The sequence below is a fragment of the Paenibacillus sp. B-A-8 genome, from assembly GCF_048572915.1.
Lineage (GTDB): Bacteria > Bacillota > Bacilli > Paenibacillales > Paenibacillaceae > Paenibacillus_AQ.
Genome location: NZ_CP183882.1, coordinates 3,964,356 through 3,982,656, shown reverse-complemented (window position 1 = coordinate 3,982,656; position 18,301 = coordinate 3,964,356). Strand labels below are relative to the sequence as shown.

Annotated in this window: 13 protein-coding genes; 11 read left to right on the top strand and 2 right to left on the bottom strand. The window is 43.3% G+C overall.

Translation table 11 applies throughout. From position 1 onward, the window contains the following. The first annotated feature begins 14 nt into the window (after positions 1-14). Together ACN6MV_RS17810 and ACN6MV_RS17805 are read left to right on the top strand one after the other, a co-directional pair. On the top strand, positions 15-377 hold the full coding sequence (locus ACN6MV_RS17810; RefSeq protein WP_042128487.1) for a DUF1304 domain-containing protein: 363 nt from the start codon (positions 15-17) through the stop codon (positions 375-377). Positions 378-544: 167 nt separating this feature from the next. After that, positions 545-5,200 (top strand): cadherin-like beta sandwich domain-containing protein, encoded by a 4,656-nt coding sequence (locus ACN6MV_RS17805; protein WP_419884525.1) that lies wholly within the window; start codon positions 545-547, stop codon positions 5,198-5,200. A gap of 95 nt (positions 5,201-5,295) precedes the next feature. Here ACN6MV_RS17805 and ACN6MV_RS17800 read toward each other — a convergent pair whose 3' ends face one another. After that, on the bottom strand, positions 5,296-6,183 hold the full coding sequence (locus tag ACN6MV_RS17800) for a fructose bisphosphate aldolase (RefSeq protein WP_419884524.1): 888 nt from the start codon (positions 6,181-6,183) through the stop codon (positions 5,296-5,298). A gap of 789 nt (positions 6,184-6,972) precedes the next feature. Between ACN6MV_RS17800 and zwf the strand changes: the two genes are divergently transcribed. From zwf to ACN6MV_RS17785, 3 genes are all read left to right on the top strand, one after another. Continuing rightward, positions 6,973-8,508, top strand: coding sequence for a glucose-6-phosphate dehydrogenase (zwf, locus tag ACN6MV_RS17795; protein WP_042128481.1), 1,536 nt, complete (start codon positions 6,973-6,975; stop codon positions 8,506-8,508). A gap of 72 nt (positions 8,509-8,580) precedes the next feature. Next, on the top strand, positions 8,581-9,474 hold the full coding sequence (gnd, locus tag ACN6MV_RS17790; protein ID WP_042128478.1) for a phosphogluconate dehydrogenase (NAD(+)-dependent, decarboxylating): 894 nt from the start codon (positions 8,581-8,583) through the stop codon (positions 9,472-9,474). A 169-nt stretch (positions 9,475-9,643) separates the two neighbouring features. Continuing rightward, on the top strand, positions 9,644-10,288 hold the full coding sequence (locus tag ACN6MV_RS17785; protein ID WP_419884523.1) for a class I SAM-dependent methyltransferase: 645 nt from the start codon (positions 9,644-9,646) through the stop codon (positions 10,286-10,288). 85 nt (positions 10,289-10,373) lie between these two features. On the opposite strand, the gene ACN6MV_RS17780 is transcribed toward ACN6MV_RS17785, so the two are convergent. Then, a complete protein-coding gene (locus ACN6MV_RS17780) occupies positions 10,374-11,129 on the bottom strand; it encodes a DeoR/GlpR family DNA-binding transcription regulator (protein WP_339286876.1) in 756 nt (251 codons plus the stop codon). 355 nt (positions 11,130-11,484) lie between these two features. Here ACN6MV_RS17780 and ACN6MV_RS17775 point away from each other — a divergent pair, with 355 nt between their 5' ends. The 6 genes from ACN6MV_RS17775 to ACN6MV_RS17750 all read left to right on the top strand — a co-directional run bounded on the left by ACN6MV_RS17775 (position 11,485) and on the right by ACN6MV_RS17750 (position 18,122). Continuing rightward, the gene (locus ACN6MV_RS17775; RefSeq protein ID WP_419884522.1) at positions 11,485-12,636 is read left to right on the top strand and encodes an iron-containing alcohol dehydrogenase; all 1,152 of its coding nucleotides are present in this window, start codon (positions 11,485-11,487) and stop codon (positions 12,634-12,636) included. A gap of 27 nt (positions 12,637-12,663) precedes the next feature. Continuing rightward, positions 12,664-14,130: a rhamnulokinase gene (gene rhaB, locus ACN6MV_RS17770; protein WP_419884521.1), complete on the top strand. Its 1,467-nt coding sequence runs from the start codon at positions 12,664-12,666 to the stop codon at positions 14,128-14,130. Between the two features lie 43 nt (positions 14,131-14,173). After that, complete coding sequence (gene rhaA, locus ACN6MV_RS17765; RefSeq protein ID WP_419884520.1) at positions 14,174-15,430, top strand: L-rhamnose isomerase; 1,257 nt, start codon at positions 14,174-14,176, stop codon at positions 15,428-15,430. 47 nt (positions 15,431-15,477) lie between these two features. Beyond that, positions 15,478-16,323 carry a rhamnulose-1-phosphate aldolase gene (rhaD, locus tag ACN6MV_RS17760; RefSeq protein ID WP_042128469.1) on the top strand — a complete coding sequence of 282 codons (846 nt, stop codon included), beginning with the start codon at positions 15,478-15,480 and terminating at the stop codon, positions 16,321-16,323. A 149-nt stretch (positions 16,324-16,472) separates the two neighbouring features. Further along, positions 16,473-16,952: a hypothetical protein gene (locus ACN6MV_RS17755; RefSeq protein WP_419884519.1), complete on the top strand. Its 480-nt coding sequence runs from the start codon at positions 16,473-16,475 to the stop codon at positions 16,950-16,952. A gap of 75 nt (positions 16,953-17,027) precedes the next feature. Continuing rightward, positions 17,028-18,122 (top strand): NADH:flavin oxidoreductase, encoded by a 1,095-nt coding sequence (locus ACN6MV_RS17750; protein ID WP_419884518.1) that lies wholly within the window; start codon positions 17,028-17,030, stop codon positions 18,120-18,122. Positions 18,123-18,301 lie beyond the last annotated feature (179 nt).

The window sequence follows — 18,301 nt, the reverse complement described above, 5'->3', positions numbered from 1 at the left end:
AGGTGGTTAACTTCATGGAATGGATAGCTAATATCATGGTAGGTGTTGTTGCGTTAATACATATCTACATTGTATATCTGGAAATGTTCGCTTGGTCAAAGCCCAAAGGGCTTCGAGTCTTTGGAATGACGCAAGAAGTTGCAGATGCTTCTAAAACTCTAGCAGCGAATCAAGGGTTGTATAATGGATTTTTAGCTGCTGGCTTAATTTGGGGACTGGTTCATCCGAATGTGAATTTCGGCTACCAAATTGATATCTTCTTCCTGTGCACTGTGATAGTGGCAGCGATTTATGGTGCCCTGACGGTAAAAAAATCTATTTTATTCATGCAAGGACTCCCAGCTTTCATCGCTTTAATCCTAGTAGTTTCGATTTAAGATAACCAAAAAGCTAGTGAATTTAGGGCTTTTACCTCGCGTGTTTGCGTGGTGAAGCCCTTTTTGTGTGAGATAAAATGACCTAATCATGCAGTTCAATTTACTTTCCTATGACATTCAGTTGATATAATTATCTGAATTTTGAAATGGGAGAGGGGTCAATCAATTTGAAAAAAATAGTTCAGCGCTGGATCTCAGTCGCCCTTGTGTCAGCAATGTTTGTGCAATCCTTGTGGGTTTTAGCGGGGACAGGCTATGCAGCGGCAGATTCGACGAATACCGATAATCTGGCGGAGAACATAGTAATTAGCCATTTTTATGGAGGGAAAAAAGACGATGTTCTCGACGTGTACTCTAGCGATTTTGTTGAATTATTTAATCCTACGTCGAAGCCTATTTCATTAAACGGCTGGTCTTTACAATTCGCTGATAACCAAAAAAACAACTGGAAGATAGCAAATTTAGGTGCACCGACAGCACAGATTCCTGCTTACGGTTATTATTTGGTCGCGCTGGGCAGCAACGGAAATGTCGGAGCACAATTGCCACAAGCAGATGCCGTTGAGGGATCTTTTAAACTAGGGAATAACAGCGGTAAACTGGCTCTACTGAATACGAACCAAAAATTGACCGACAACGACCCGATGAAAGATTCGCTAAAGGATAATGTAGTGGATTTTGTTGGGTACGATGCGGTGGATGCTTTTTGGGGAAGTCCAGCACCGCAGGCTGGCAAGCAAAATACGATGCAGCGCTTGGTGTTCGATCCATTGGAGCCTACGTCCAACCTGACCTCGGCGTCCTTCCCGAATAGCGGGAATAACTGGGATACAAAGAATAACGGAAAGGATTTTGAAAAAGTCAAAGGTGCAAAGGCTCGTAATTCCAGCAGCCCAGCGGCGTATGCCTTTTTAGAAAATAATCAGACGGTACAGATGAAGTCCAGCTCTGCCGTGGATTCAGATCATAATACTATTATTCTGAAAGCCTTCAACGCTGTTCTAAAACAAGGAGCATGGGCTTCAGCGGATTTCAACGTAATCGGTCTTCCAGCAGGCTTTTCTGCCTCGGCAGCCGCTAGTGGTGAACAAATCACAATTACGATATCTGGAGATGGCTCTGGCAATGTAGAGTCTGATGCCAATCTAACGTTTAATATTCTTCCTGGAGCCTGGAATCAGGGCAACAAGCCAACTGAACCTGTGACCGTTTATCAAAAGACAAATACAGTGACATTGGCTAAGTTTACACCTTCCAATAAAATCGTAGCTGCTCCAGATTCCTCCACGATCCCTATGAGTAGTGCAAAGGATATGAACGCACTTCTACGGTTGAAACTTAACGCCGGGACTGCGGTTGATGGCACCCTAAGTGCAAATGCTTATAGCGTGGTTGGCCTTCCTGCTGGAGATTGGAAGATTACGGCTGAAGGACAAAGCAGTAGTAATACGATCACTATTTCCATTTCCGGTACAGCAGCATCAGCTGTTATGGATACAGTGCCGCTTAATGTGACTTTGAAGCCGCAAGCTGTGCAGGATAGCGGTTGGGTAGAATCTGACGCTATAGGAATTTCTATACTGCGCTATAGTCAGCCTGTTCTTTCTGACGAAGCTCGGAAGCAAGTGGTTGAGCAAAGAATAATAGCGGACAATACCGGGTTTAATGATCCTGTCACCAAGGAATATAAATACGGAAGCAATGCAATGGGAGCTAATGCGTACACCTTTTTACGTGGTACGAATTCATTGTTCAAGTCCGATCAGGCGAATCATCTCATTCCCTCTCCAGACTCGATTATCGCGGGGTGGAAAGATAAGGATATTCTAACCTACACGCAAGGTGATGCCCATATTCAGAATGTGGGAACCTTCAATGACAGCACGGAAACGATGGTATTTAGTCTGAATGATGTGGACTCTGCGGGAATTGGCAGTTTTTATGATGATCTGATTCGTTTTGTAACGAGCATTTATGTCGTGAAGTATGATAAAGACAGTTCAGGCATTGCTAATCTACAGGACGCCGATTTTCGAGAGGTATCTGCAAAATTCCTGGAGACATACAAAGACACGTTAACAGAAATTAATAATGACAACAGTAAGAAAATTACCAAGCTGACCAAAAGTAACGTTACAGCCTATACTAAAACAGTTATGGACAGTGCTTCAAAGGTATCTTACGCTGAGGCTTTGCAAAAATTGCTCAGTAAACGTGCATTGAATGGAAAACTCAACATAGCCGGAAATTCGGATAAGTTTGAACTCGCGACTGAAGCAGAAACAACATCCTTGCACACAGATTGGGAAAATTACAAGGCTCAAGTCAGAGGGGATTTCCCGAACTTAACCGACGAGCAATTTGATGCTTATTTTACCATCAAGGATATCGTGCGCCGCATCCATCAGGGGATTGGCAGCATCGGAGTCGAGCGATATAACGTGCTGATTGAAGGTGGGAGCGGGGCGAACACGGACGATATTTTGCTTGATGTGAAAGAGCAGACACGTGATGCCTACCTCTCCAAAGATGCGTATATTAAAACTGCGGTAGATCCTGATGTTTATCTGGGGGTACTGGAAGCTTCCAGCCGTTCTTATCTGATCCGGGAGGTATCGCCATTTAAGGGAGATTACACGGATAAACCATTCAAGAACAAAGATGAACTGGAACAATATTTGATTGATGCGGCAAAAGCTTATGCTTATACGGATTCTCGTTTGGACAAGGTATCCGACGAGTTGAACTACAAATTTGAAGAGCGTTTTGTGACGGATGTACTTCCAGTATGGAGCGATCTTAAGAACTTTATTCTGAATGCTGCCGAGGATTATTCACATCAGGTGGTAGCAGACTTTGCACTAGTCCAAAGTGATATGCTAGCAGGCAAGCTGATTGATGTTTCGACGCTGGATGACTTGACTGTTCAGACAGGTACTTTATCACCGTCATTCGCTGCTGGAATCACCGAATATACTGTTACGGTAGATCACTCCGTCGAGTCTATTGAGCTTATGGCGAAGGCTACCGATGCTAAAGCGGAGTTAACTGCTCAAGGACAATCCTATGCCAACGGAACCGGAATATCCTTTGAGCTGTCAGTTGGAGCAAATGAAATACCGTTTGCGGTGACGGCACGAGACGGCTCTACCAAGACCTATACCGTGATCGTGACAAGATCTGCCGCAGAAGAAGCGAGCGGCAGTACAGATTTGAGTGCATTGACATTGTCTAGCGGCACGCTGAGCCCTGCCTTTGGGTCGGAAATCACCGAGTATTCTGCGCATGTGGACAATGAAATAGCAAGCATTACAGTAACAGCAAGTGTATATGACAGCTCGGCCACACTTACGGTGAAGGGTAATCAGTCCATCAGCAGCCAACCAAGCGACATGATCAATCTGAAGGTTGGTAGTAACAAAATTCCAGTTGTGGTAACTGCGGTCGATGGGACCAGTAAAACTTATACAGTTGACGTTATCAGAGGTGCTGAGGAAGCAGCTAATCATGACCAGGATTTAAGCGCGCTGACATTGTCTAACGGCACACTGAACCCGGCTTTTAACCCTGAGGTAACCGACTATACTTCTAAAGTGGATAATGAAGTGTCAAGCATTACAGTAACAGCAAGTGTATATGACAGCTCTGCTTCCTTCACCGTAAACGGTACTCCGGCAGTGAATGGGCAAGCAAGCGGGACGATTAGTTTGAATGTTGGCAGCAATGTCATTCCGATTGTAGTGACCTCATCAGACGGTATCAGCAATACGTACACTGTGATTGTGACCAGAGCTGAAGCTGCTACAACGCAACCAACGGAGCCCTCTAATCCATCGACTTCGACAGGAGGGACGGATCAGGTTAATCCTTCGGTCAATAGCGGAAGAGTTCCGGCAAACGGTGGTGTACTAACTTTGAACGGAGTCAAAATTAATGTTCCGGCTGGAGCTATGGATAACGGGATTACGATAACTGTAACTAAACTAGAAGACACCGCTAACCTATTCTCCGGATCTGACTTGAAATTGCTGGGTGATATTTATGAGATCATCAAGAACAAGGAAGGGGATTTTGCTAAAGCGATTACGATCACACTGCCTTTTGACAAGACAAAAGTGGACTTTAACAAATCCATTGTAGGTTTGTACTGGTTGAACGAGCAAACGAAAAAATGGGTTCATCTGGACAATCTGCAAGTGGATCAGGAAAGTGGAACAGTGTCGGGAACGGTAACTCATTTCACAAAATTTGCCGTTCTGGTCTCTGAAAAAACAGTGGCTCCGAGCCCTTCACCGGATGTGGATTTCGTAGATATCAAAGGACATTGGGCTGAAATAAGCATCAGAGACCTGGTTAAACTAGGTGCGATCAATGGCTACCCGGACAATACATTTAAACCGGATAGCAAGATTACAAGAGCCGAATTCGTATCGATAATTGTCAAAGCCTTCGGGCTTCAGGCCGATGTTGGTAAAGTGTTTGGCGACACGAAGACGCATTGGGCTAATGAAGCCATTGCAACAGCGGCAGCACTGGGCGTTGTTAATGGCTATAACAATGGCAACTTTGGACCAGATGAGATCGTAACTCGTGAACAGGTTGCGACAATAGTCGTTCGCGCAGCGCAGCTCGTAGAAACAGATATGAGTATGAACTTCTCAGATAGTGCAAAGGTCTCCACCTGGGCTCGACCTGCGCTAGGAGCAGCTATTGCCGAGGGACTTCTCGAGGGTTATACAGATGGTACATTGAAACCGCAAGGCAGTACTACTCGTGCTGAAGCCGCAACCATCATTCTGAGAGCACTAACTTTAAAAAAGTAAATTCAGATTAGAAAAAGGCTGTTTCCCTGCAGGTATTCACCTGTAAGGAAACAGCCTTTATTAATGATTTGAGTCTTCACGAAGAGAAGAGCAGCTTATTGAATAGAGGCTGCATAAATTGCTTCTACAGATTTAGATAGGAGCGCGTTAAACTCATCGTTTGACTGCCCGGCACTTAGTCCTTGCGATAAAGCACGTGAGAAGCTGGCGATTAATCCTTGATTGTGGGCGAGCTTATCGTTGGCCTCAGCCTGTGTGTATCCGCCGGACAATGCGACAATTCTCAAAACATGAGGATCCTCCATTAATTCGCGGTAGAAGTTATTTTCTGTGGGTATGGAGAGCTTCAGCATGACCTTCACATCTTTGCCCAGCTTAGACAATTGAGCTGAAAGTTCTGCTTTTAACAGCTTTTCCGAAGCTGTTTTATCAGCGGTGTGGATATCGACCTCCGGTTCGATAATCGGAACCAGCCCCGCTTCTAAAATTTGCTTACCGACTTCAAACTGTTGCTCAACCACTTTTTTGATGCCGGAAGGATTCGCCTCTTTGATCACCGAGCGCATTTTCGTCCCGAAAATATTACGTTCGTTGGCCCGCTGTAAAAGGTCACTTAAGCCAGGAATTGGCTTCATGAGCTGTACCCCGTCTTCTGGATCGGCGAGTCCTTTATCGATTTTTAGAAAGGGTACAATGCCTTTGTCCTCCCAGAGATAATCAGCAGTATATTTCCCGTCAATGAGACGATCCATAGTGTTCTCAAATAAGATGGCACCCAGTATATACTTTGAATCAAATGCAGGGCTCTTGATAATGCGCGTTCTCATCTCGTGAACCAATTCGTACATTTGATCTTCATTGGAGTAACTGTCTTCTGTAACACCGTATTGCAGCAGCGCTTTTGGTGTGCTACCACCACTTTGGTCCAAGGCCGCTATAAAACCCTGTCCCGTCCGAATCCGATCCCATTGCTTCATATTCATGAAAAAATCTCCTTCCTTTCGTGAACTGAATGGATATTCATATGCTCTTTAATTATAACACCTAATATACTGGCCCTAAACAAGAGGCGAGTGAACCAGTGTGGTTACCTTCTAACATGAGCTGGACTCAATCATTGAAATTAGGTCATCTGAGTCCGATCCAATCTCGGCTTGGCTATGCGGGAATATAATGTTACGCCAAGATCATTCAAAGTGCTTACAAAGTGGCAGATACTCGAAATTGTGATGACGCCAACGTGGTAAACTTCGATCTGCATTAATCCACTAGTCTCTTCGAAGCATTCTCTGATAATGTTCCTCGAAACGTTCTCTTTTTATGCTCATTTCCCAAAATCGAGAACAAATAGCAATTCCCTTTCACGATGTCATTCATCCCAAAATGATTAAATACTTTAAGTTAGTTTGGAAATACGAGGGAGATTGAGTAAATGTAGCGACTGGAAATTTTATTCTTGTTACAAAGCGGCTGTGGTGATGGTTTTCGAAATTGTAAAGCGTGAGTTCAGATTCGCTAAAGCCGCGTTGGGCTTAAGATTTTCCTTTAATGAATGAGAATACCCGAGTAATTTAATACGAATAATCCAATAAGATTTTCTTTGTGACATAAATCATAATTACCATTTCTTAGCTTTGTGAAAATAATAACTTTTCGTAAATGTCAAAATGAGGTTGACGTATGAAAATATCAGTCGTATGATTGATTCTACTGAGTATGTTAGTAATTAAAAGTAAGTATATAAATAATATATAACAACAGGAGGAATGAAAGTGGAATCATCAACATTTGTGCTATTCGGCGCTACAGGAGATTTGGCAAAACGTAAAATCTATCCTGCACTATATAACCTCTTTTTAGATGGTCAAATTTCAGGTCCTCTTTCCGTGATTGGATTAGGAAGAAGAGAAGTTTCAAACGAAGCCTTCCGTAAGCAAGTACTGCAATCCTTACAGACGTTTTCTAGACAACCAGCGGTTGATTCACCGCAATTGCAGGTGTTCTTGGAGGCTTTTGAATATAGCGTTCTAGATGTAGGGAATACAGAAGATTACTTGAAGCTGCTGGAGCATGTACAACGTCGTGAGCAGCTATTCAATATTCCGGAGAACCGGATGTTCTATTTGTCAGTGGGGCCTGAGTTTTTCAAGGAAATCGCAGCTAATATTCACTCAAGTGGTCTGGGTTCTACGAAAGGCTGGAAACGTCTGATCATTGAGAAGCCTTTTGGTACAGATTTGAAATCAGCTAGAGAGCTGAATGATAGCTTGAATGCTGTATTTACTGAAGAAGAAATCTTCCGGATTGACCACTTCCTAGGTAAACCGATGGTTCAGAACTTGGAAGTCCTGAAGTATTCTAATCCAGTGCTAAGAGCGCTGTGGAAAAATAGATATATTGCGAATGTTCAAATTACGGCGAGTGAGACTGTCGGTGTTGAAGAACGGGCAGGCTATTATGATAAAGCTGGCGCACTTCGTGATATGTTCCAGAATCATATGCTGCAGTTGATGATGATGATGGCGATGCAGCTTCCTAAGGGCAGTACACCTGAAGAAATCCGCGGGAAGAAAATTTACGTCATGGAGCATCTCATTCCAATTAGCAAAGATGAGGTTAATAAACATGTTGTCCGTGGACAATATACAGAAGGTGAAATTAAAGGGAATGCTGTGGCAGGTTATCTGAATGAGCCGGGAATTAATCAATCCTCGCAAAATGAAACATTTATCGCAGCGCGTCTATTTATAGATGATCCGCTATGGAATGATGTACCCTTCTACGTTCGTACTGGGAAGAGAATGAAGGAGAAATCCACACGAATTGTTATTGAGTTTAAAGAACCGTTTAATGATAGTAATAACTTGAATAAAGGAAATGACGTACCGAATTTACTGATTATCGAGATTGGACCGAATGAAGCCATTACGCTACAACTTAACACGAAAGATCAGCTGCAAAAAGGAAAGCTTGAGCCTGTCCGCGCTACTTATGAAGCGGGTACCTCTGATGTTCCGGAAGCCTACGAGAATCTAATCTTCGATGCGCTTCGTGGAGATGCTACCTTCTTTGCGCACTGGAGAGAAGTTGAACTGTCTTGGCAATGGGTTACACCTATCCAAGAGGCAATGGAAGAGGGGCTTATGCCACTTCACACATATGCTTCAGGTTCTTATGGTCCAGATGCGGCTATGGAGCTATTAGGTGAAGATCGCTGGTGGTTCGATGAGGCAGCTGAGCAGTCAGAAGAACTCACAGCTCAGGCTGAAGTTGCAGCAACGCAGGAATCTATACGGCCAGGGGCGTAAGCCCCTGCCTGTTTTTTTTGAGAAAAATAGCTAATTTACATCACAAGAATCTATATATCGGAGGGGAATTATATGAAAGTAGGATTAGTTGGATTAGGAAAAATGGGCTTCAATTTGGGCCAGAATTTGCTGGATCATGGACATGAGGTTGTCGCATTTGATTTGAATGCACCTGCTGTGGAGGAAATGAAAGCTAAAGGTGCTAAAGGGGCAGTAACGCTTCCTGAGTTAGTACAACAATTGGAAACACCTAGGATTATTTGGATCATGGTTCCACATCAGGTTGTGGATTCAGTCATTGCTGAGCTTACACCTTTGTTATCTAAAGGGGATATTGTCATTGAAGCGGGGAATTCACATTATAAAGAGTCAATTCGCCGATATGAGCAATTGAAGGAATACGGAATCAGCTTTATGGATGCAGGTACATCCGGAGGGATGGAAGGTGCGCGTAACGGAGCTTGTTACATGGTTGGCGGAGATCCAGAAGCTTGGGAGGTTGTGGAGCCCATTTTCCGTGATACGGCTGTAGAAAGCGGCTTTTTATATGCCGGTAAGGCTGGTAGCGGCCATTTCCTAAAAATGGTGCATAACGGTATCGAATACGGCATGATGGCTGCCATAGGTGAAGGCTTTGAGGTATTGGAGAAGAGTGAGTTTGATTACAACTTTGAGGAAGTCGCTCGGGTATGGAATCATGGCTCCGTCATCCGGTCTTGGCTGATGGAACTGGTTGAACGTGCGTTCTCGAAAGATGCTAAATTGGATGAGATCAAAGGGATTATGCACTCCTCCGGTGAAGGCAGATGGACGCTCGAAACTGCATTTGATTTGCAAGCTGCAACGCCCGTAATCGCGATGGCGTTATTAATGCGCTACCGTTCTCTTGAGACGGATACCTTTACTGGCAAAGTAGTGGCTGCTCTTCGGAATGAATTTGGCGGACATGCCGTTGAAACGAAGTAACTAATGTTAATCATTAGCCCGAATTTTCTCGCAATTGATTTTGCGGTGAGATTTGGGCTTTTGTTTTGCGAAAATTAATAAATGGAGAGAATAGATCGAGTACGACTTTAATGTTAATAACATATTTTAGAATTAGATGGGGAATTTAATGATACAAGGGGGAATGAACATGCGAAGCGGAATTCATGAGAGACTTCATTTTCTGTATAAATTTCTGCATGCGCCCCGACAATTAGGAAGCGTTACTCCCAGTTCGCGCTGGCTGGCAAAAACGATGCTCAACGCCATTCCATGGCAACAGATGAGTAATATAGCTGAGCTGGGTGCGGGTACTGGAGCGATCACTAGGTTTATTCCAAACGGGGAAAAGACCGAGATGAACGTGCTTCTGTTTGAAAAGGATACGGATTTTCGTCAACAACTACGACTTGATTACCCTGACCGAATTTTCCATAATGATTGTTTGCGATTAAGGCTTGCGCTTCATAATAGCAGGTTGGAGAAGTTAGACTGCATTGTAAGCAGTTTGTCTTTTCGAAATTTTTCAGCCTCAGATCGGACGCTTTACATTGAACAAATTACATCCTCTTTAAAAGAGGGCGGGTGGTTTATCGCGTTTGAATATTTTCCTCAAATGAAGAAGGAATTAATGCAGCATTTTGAAATTGTGAGTGCTAAATGGGTGATGCTGAATTTCCCGCCGGCTCTTGTATATATTTGTAGGAAAAAGGCTTCTACACAAGTAAAGCAGGCTGATCATACTACTTCTTCAAGGGATGTAATTTCAGTTCCCCAGGTTTATACAGAAAGATAAGGATGAGAATTCGACAAATGCCGTTACCTATAAATCGCTAGGGAACGGCATTTTTAAATTAGGCTAAGTATGTTCTTACCCTCAGTTAATAGAGAACCTCAATATTCTCCTCGTTCAGACGTTTCAGCCAAGCTTCAGAAGGCTTACGGTCTGTGATTAAAAAATCAATATGGCCAAGCTCAACCAGCTTTGTAAAAGCCGTCTTATCGAATTTGGTGTGATCCGCCAGGAGAACGACCTTATTGGCTTGCCGCAGCATGTACTTCTTGAGCTCGCACTCAGGTTCGTTGGAATCTGTGATCCCTCGCTCCATATCAATTCCTTTGCAACTGATCACCGCAGTATCCACATTGTATCTTTGAATGGTGTCATGGGCTACCGGTCCTACCAGTGACAACGAACGGTAACGAAGTGAACCGCCAGTAGAGATAATATCCATCCCTGAATTCGAGAACTCATGCAAAATATTAATGGAGTTTGTGATGATGGTTAGATTGTTTTTGTTGCCGAGTAATTTTAGAAATTCAAAAGCTGTTGAGCTTGGATCTACCATAAGTGTATCTCCATCATTGATTAAGTCGAGCGCTTTCAGGGCAATCCCACGTTTAATATCTGTATTCAGCGCATTACGTGTCACAAAAGGTAAGTCCTCATTCGTATGACGATTCAGCATAGCACCGCCATAGGTACGACTAAGGATGCCATCCTTCTCAAGCTTCTCTAAATCTCTGCGAATCGTCTCTTCTGTGACCTCAAACATTTTGCTTAGATCGGAGACTAGTACTCGTTTATCTTGATGGACAAGATCGATTATTTTTTTACGTCTTTCGGCTGCAAGCATAGGAATCACCTTTCCAAAGCTATATTTAACAATCATAACGTTAAATATCTGTGTTTTGCAATAAAAACAACGTATATATATCTGTATTTGCCAAAAATATTCACAAAACAGATATAAAACAAACAAAAACAACATAAATAATATTTAATATGTTGACAACAAAGATTTCTGAGCATACGATGAAAGAGGAAAAGAAATCCTTTAAGAGTAGTCGAGTTAGGGAGATTCCAGAGCCGGCCGGGTTACGATTCAGGGGCCAGCCAGAGGCGTTATAGACGAGAAAATATACTCTAGCTTGCAGAGTAAGTGAATTAATTTGATGTTGATGAATTCACATTAGGAGGCTGGTCATAAAATGAGCACACATGTGTTTTACGTTCCATCAATCAATATTATGGGCAAGGGATGTTTGCAGGAAATTGGTCCTTACATTCAAGAACTGAATTTGAAGAAGGCACTTGTAGTCACAGACAAATTCCTAATGAAGAGCGGCATTGCCGGTAAGTTGCTGGCAGTATTGGATGAAGCGGGGATTGAATATGCCGTCTATGATGAAGTGAAACCTAATCCGACCTGTAATAATGTTCATAACGGGGTGGATTATCTCCAAGCACAGAATTGTGACTATCTGATCTCCATCGGCGGTGGTTCGCCACAGGATACGGCCAAGGCGATTGGGATTATTGCCACGAATGGCGGTCACATCAAAGAATATGAGGGCGTACACAAGTCGAAGCATAAGTCGTTGCCGATCGTTGCAGTTAATACTACCGCTGGCACTTCAGCAGAAGTAACGATTAACTATGTAATTACAGACGAAGAACGTAAAGTGAAGATGGTAATGGTAGATAAGAACAGCATTGCTACCATCTCAGTTAATGATCCAGAGCTTATGGTAGATAAACCCGCTGCACTTACGGCAGCAACAGGAATGGACGCTTTGACGCATGCAATTGAGGCATTAGTAACGCCAGGAGCATATCCGGTAACTGACGCTACGGCACTAGCCGCAGTGGAGATTATTTTCGCTAACTTGGCCCGTACCGTGAAGAATGGCCATGATATTGAGGCTCGTGAGCAAATGGTGTATGCGATTTTCTTAGGCGGTCTTGCTTTCAATAATGCAGGTCTTGGATATGTACATGCGATGGCGCATCAGCTTGGCGGTGTATATGATCTGCCACATGGCGTATGTAACGCAATGTTGCTTCCTTATGTGGAAGAAGAGAATGCCAAATATGTACCCGAGAAATTCAGAGCTATTGCAAAAGCGATTGGATTAAACGTTGAGGATCAAACCGATAAGCAGTGCGCTGACTTTGTCATCGAGTCGATCAAAGCGTTGTCTACAGAAGTTGGAATTCCATCTAAACTATCCGAGCTTGGAGTGGAAGAGGTCGATCTTGATCTTTTAGCAGAGAACTCCATGAAGGATGCTTGTGCACCAGGTAATCCTTTTATTCCTACGAAAGAAGAAGTCATTGCACTTTTCAAAAAAATACTATAAATCATCCCTTACTATAGGAGATTCTTTATGAATAATCATATCGCCGTCGATATTGGAGCCTCTAGTGGGCGGCTAGTACGCGGAATACTTCAAGAGGGTGTTCTCACCTTAGAGGAAATTCATCGGTTTAGCAATCGTTTTACAGAACAGGAGGATTCCTGTTTCTGGGACATCGATTATTTATTCGAGCAGATCATTATAGGGCTTCAGAAAGCCAAGGCTCAAGGCATCACAGCGTGTACGCTGGGTATAGATACTTGGGCTGTAGATTATGTACTTGTGGATGCAGAGGGAAACCGTGTTCAGGAAGTTTTCGCTTATCGTGATCGTAGAACCGATCTGGCTATGGATGAGGTGGAAAAGTACATTTCAGCACAAGCCATATATGAAAAGACTGGAATCCAGAAATTATCTATCAATACGTTGTACCAGCTATATGTTCATAGTAAAGAAGAATTAGCTGAGGCAGATCAAATTCTACTCGTGCCTGATTATATGTATTACAGACTAACCGGTCGCAAAATCAATGAGGTTACTAATGCATCAACAACACAGCTGTTGAATCTGGACAGTCGAGATTTCGACGATGATCTGTTGAAATTTCTAAATATTAAGAGAGAACAGTTTGCTACATTGACTGAACCGGGAGTGGTTCTTGGTCCTCTCGACGAAGCTCTAGTACAGACTTATGATCTTCCAGATTGCCAACTGATCTGTGTAGCCACACATGATACAGCGTCTGCAGTGCTGGGTGCGCCTCTCCAAAAGGACTCCGCGTATATTAGCAGCGGTACATGGTCTTTACTGGGAGTAGAACGAACTCTGCCTCTTAATTCTATGAAGGCCATGCAGGCTAACTACACCAATGAATGGGGCGCCTACGGCTCCTACCGTTTCCTCAAAAATATTATGGGCCTTTGGCTCATCCAAGAGGTTCGCAGGCTGATGGACGGACGTTACAGTTTTGCGGAGCTAGCAGAACTTGCACAAGGAGAGGAAGGCTTCCAAAGCCTGATCTCTTGTAATGATCCAAGATTTCTCAATCCGGTAAATATGATAGATGAAATCCGTAGTGCTTGCTCAGAGAGTGGGCAGCGCGTTCCAGAAACACCGGGCCAGTTGGCCCGCTGCATTTTTGATAGCTTAGCATTATCGTACTTTACTTCCTTGGAAGGATTAGAAGAGCTGATAGAAAGCCGTATCGAGGTTCTGCAGATTGTTGGGGGAGGTGCTAACAACAGTCTGTTATGCCAACTGACTGCTGATGTTATAGGCAGAGAAGTGAAGGCTGGCCCAACGGAATCCACAGCGCTTGGAAATATAGTGGTGCAGATGATTAGCACGGAAAGCATTTCGGATATTCATGAAGCAAGAGAAATTATCGGTCAATCCTTTGAGATAAAGTCGTATACACCGCGCCCGACCGCTCATCTTGAAGACATTCTAAGTCGGTGGAAAGAGCTTCAGTTGTCCACAATACAATATCAAATCTAATTAAATTAAACATACGTTATATGATTTTAGGAGGAACTACAGCATGGACCAGAGTATTATCACTAGTTATAATGAAGCCAAAAAATTATACGCAGCCCATGGGATTGATGTGGAGAAAGTGCTGGAGCGGCTCGCGCAAATTAAGATTTCCATCCATTGCTGGCAGGGCGATGATGTACAAGGGTTTCTTTTTAAAGATAAAGAACTAAGCGGGGGAATAGCAGTAACAGGAAGTTATCCCGGTCGAGCTGGCACGCCAGATCAATTGCGCCAAGATTTAGAAAAGGCATTATCCCTCATTCCAGGCAAGCACAAAGTAAATTTACATGCGATCTATGCAGATACAGATGAAAAAGTTGATTTAGATGAATTGGAGCCACGCCATTTCCAATCTTGGGTAGACTGGGCGAAGGAGCGGGGGCTGGGACTTGATTTTAACCCTACTTGTTTCTCACATCCTAAAGCTGCAGACGGTTTTACGCTAAGTCACTCGGACGATGAGATTCGTAACTTCTGGATTAAGCATTGTAAGGCTTCTCGCACGATTGCCGAGCATTTTGGTAAAGAACTGGGTCAACCTTGCGTGACTAATTTTTGGGTACCAGATGGATTTAAAGATACACCAGTCGATCGTTTAGCTCCAAGAGTGCGGTTAAAAGAGTCACTGGATGAGATTTTTAGTGTGGAAATAGATCCTCTCTATAATATTGATGCTGTAGAAAGTAAATTGTTCGGAATCGGTTCTGAGAGTTATGTGGTTGGTTCACATGAGTTCTATATGGGCTATGGTTTAACTCGCGGCAAAGCTATCTGTTTGGATGCCGGACATTTCCATCCTACTGAGATGATCTCAAATAAGCTATCTTCGATTCTTATGTTTAGTGAGCAGCTGCTGCTGCATGTAAGCAGACCCGTCCGCTGGGACAGTGACCACGTTGTAACTATGGACGACGAGCTGCTAGAAATCGCCCGTGAATTGGTACGTGGGGATTTACTCTCCCGAACGAATATAGGATTGGATTTCTTTGATGGGAGCATTAATCATATTGCTGCTTGGGTGATTGGAACACGCAATACTATTAAGGCGTTACTTCGCGCAATGCTCGAACCTGTGGAAGAACTGAAGCGAATCGAGTGGTCTGGCGATTACACTTCACGACTAGCTTTGGTGGAAGAATTCAAATCGTATCCGTTTGGAGCCGTGTGGGATTACTACTGTGCTTCCCAAGATACACCCGTTCGGGAGCAATGGCTGGCTGAAGTGAAGAGTTATGAACAGGAAGTTCTGTTTACAAGATAGAGCGTTAGAGTGGATATGAGAGCAACATATACAAAGGAGAGATTGACATGAGTACATCCGTATTAGAATCCAAAGGGTATATTGCAAGCAGTGAGGCTCCGTTTATTCAGGAAATGTCAGAGATTACTCGTCATATGTGGGAGCTAGGCTGGGATGAGCTAAATGGTGGTAATGTCAGCTATCTGCTGGATGAGAATGAGGTTGCAAAATATATTAATGTGTTGGAGCCGCTTCGTACCATTAAGCTTACCTTTCCGGTAAAGGAATTAGCGGGCAAATACTTCATCGTGACGGGGTCAGGCAAATATTTCAGAAATGTGATCAAAGACCCGGAAGCGAATCTTGGTGTGCTTCGTGTTAGCGCTAATGGGGAAAGCGTAGAAGTGTTATGGGGATTACGGAACGGAGCTGTACCTACTAGTGAATTGGCATCTCATTTCATGAGTCATATTGAACGACTAAAGGTGGACCCTACACATCGCATCGTATTGCACACACATGCTACGAATGTTATCGCAATGACTTTCACCCATGATCTGGACGAATTAAAGTTTACAAAGACGCTGTGGGAAATGTGTACAGAGTGCCTTGTTGTTTTCCCTGATGGCGTCAGTGTTATTCCGTGGATCGTTCCTGGAAGCAGTGAAATCGGCCGCGAAACCGCTAAGAAAATGAAGGATCACCGCTTAGTGATCTGGCCGCAGCACGGGATTTTCGGCACTGGCTCCACTATGGATGCTACCTTCGGTCTTGTGGAGACTGTTGAAAAGGCCGCAACGATCTACAACCTGATTGGCGGGAGAGAAATTAAACAAAAGATCACGGACCAACAGCTGTGGGATTTAGCTAAGGCGTTCGGAGTAACACCTAAAGCTGGTATTCTTGAGGTTTAAGCATTTCATAGATATAAGAACCGGGCATTCGCAGATTTTGCGAGGTCCGGTTTTTTATGATTTTTTCTTAAAATTACGCATTGAATTTATGAACAGAATTTAGTAGCGTTAATCGTACAAATTGTCACAAGGCTTAATAAGGAGATCATATGAACAAAGTTCTTATCATTGGTATTGTAGCTAGTGGTAAAACCACATTGGCAAAGCGATTATCTAACAAAACAAATATTCCTTGGTATGAATTGGATGCCATTGTTCATCATCAGACACCGGAAGGAAGGAGGAAACGCTCACCAGAAGAACAGGTTGCGGTGATTATGGAGATTGATCAGGATGGAGCTTGGATTTTTGAAGGCACGGATCGGGAATCCTATCAATGTCTATATGAAATGGCAGATACAATAATTTTTCTTGATACACCGTTGTGGAAGCGTAAAATTAGAATTTTCGTTCGGTTTCTTAAGCAGAAAATGGGCATTGAGAAGTGTCATTATAAATCGGATATTAGGATGTTAAAAAAGATGTATCAATGGACACAGGATTTAGAAAATAATCGATATGAGTTTGAAGCGAAGTTGCTGTTATATCAGAAGAAAGTTATCAGATTATACGAAAATAAGGAACTTTAAAATTTGTGTTTTCCATCTTTTGGGTACATAATTAAACTTACTTTAAGTAATCAATTAATCAAATGGAGGTAATTTATGAATACTGAACTTTTATTCACATCTTTGCAAGTGGGGAATCTTTTATTAGCGAACCGAATCGTCATGGCACCAATGACACGCGTGTACTCACCGGATGGTGTACCGGGAAGTAATGTTGCGGCATATTACCGCAGACGGGCAGAGGGTGGAGTAGGATTGATCGTTACCGAGGGTACAGCCATTAATCATCCTTCGGCAGTCAGCCACGCCAATATCCCCAATCTACATGAAGAAGCAGCGTTAGAGGGCTGGAAGCAGGTTGTAGAAGAGGTTCATGCAGCTGGAGGTAAGATCATTCCCCAATTATGGCATGTGGGAATGACACGTACGAAAGGGGAAGGACCAAATGTTGAAGCCCTTCCTCTAGGTCCTTCAGGTCTGGATTTAGCAGGAGAACCTGTAACAGAGCCACTGACTGCAGCTGAAGTAGAAAGCTTAGTCTCAGCATTCGCACAAGCGGCTACGAACGCCAAAAAAGTGGGTTTTGACGGGATTGAGATTCACGGCGCCCATGGTTATCTGATTGACCAGTTCTTCTGGGAAAGAACTAACAAACGGACGGATCGTTACGGTGGCGATTTGGTAGGCAGAACTACATTTGCTGTAGAGATTATTGAAGCGTGCCGTAAAGCGGTTGGACCAGATTTTCCGATCGTGCTACGCTTCTCTCAATGGAAATTGGGCGCATATGATGAGAAGCTGGCAAAGAATGCAGATGAGCTTGAAAGCTTCTTAACACCGCTAAGTAACGCAGGTGTAGATATCTTTCATTGCTCCACTCGACGCTTCAGCCAACCTGAATTTGAAGGATCTGAGCTTAATCTTGCTGGCTGGACTAAGAAGATCACAGGAAAACCGTGTATTACGGTGGGTTCTATCGGTCTTCATAGTGATTTTTTCGCAGAAGACAAAGCTCAGCAGTCTGGAGATAATATAGAAGAACTGCTGGAAAGAATGGGACGTGAGGAGTTTGATTTGGTTGCTGTTGGTAGGGCGCTGATAAGCGATCCAGCTTGGCCTGCCAAAGTTCAAAGCGGTGCTATAGATGAGATCATACCATTTACGGCGGAATCGACAAAAACTTTATTATAAAGTTAGAAATTTAACATTGGTTTCTTTGTATGGTTAGTGGAGAAAGGCCGCCCTTTTGATAAAATCACTAGAGTCACACAAACATTGCAAAAGAGGCGGCCTAATAATAAAATATAATCGTTTTAAAGGTTCGGAATAATGCTTGTTATGTACAGCCCTTTTTATAGAATAATTTTCAT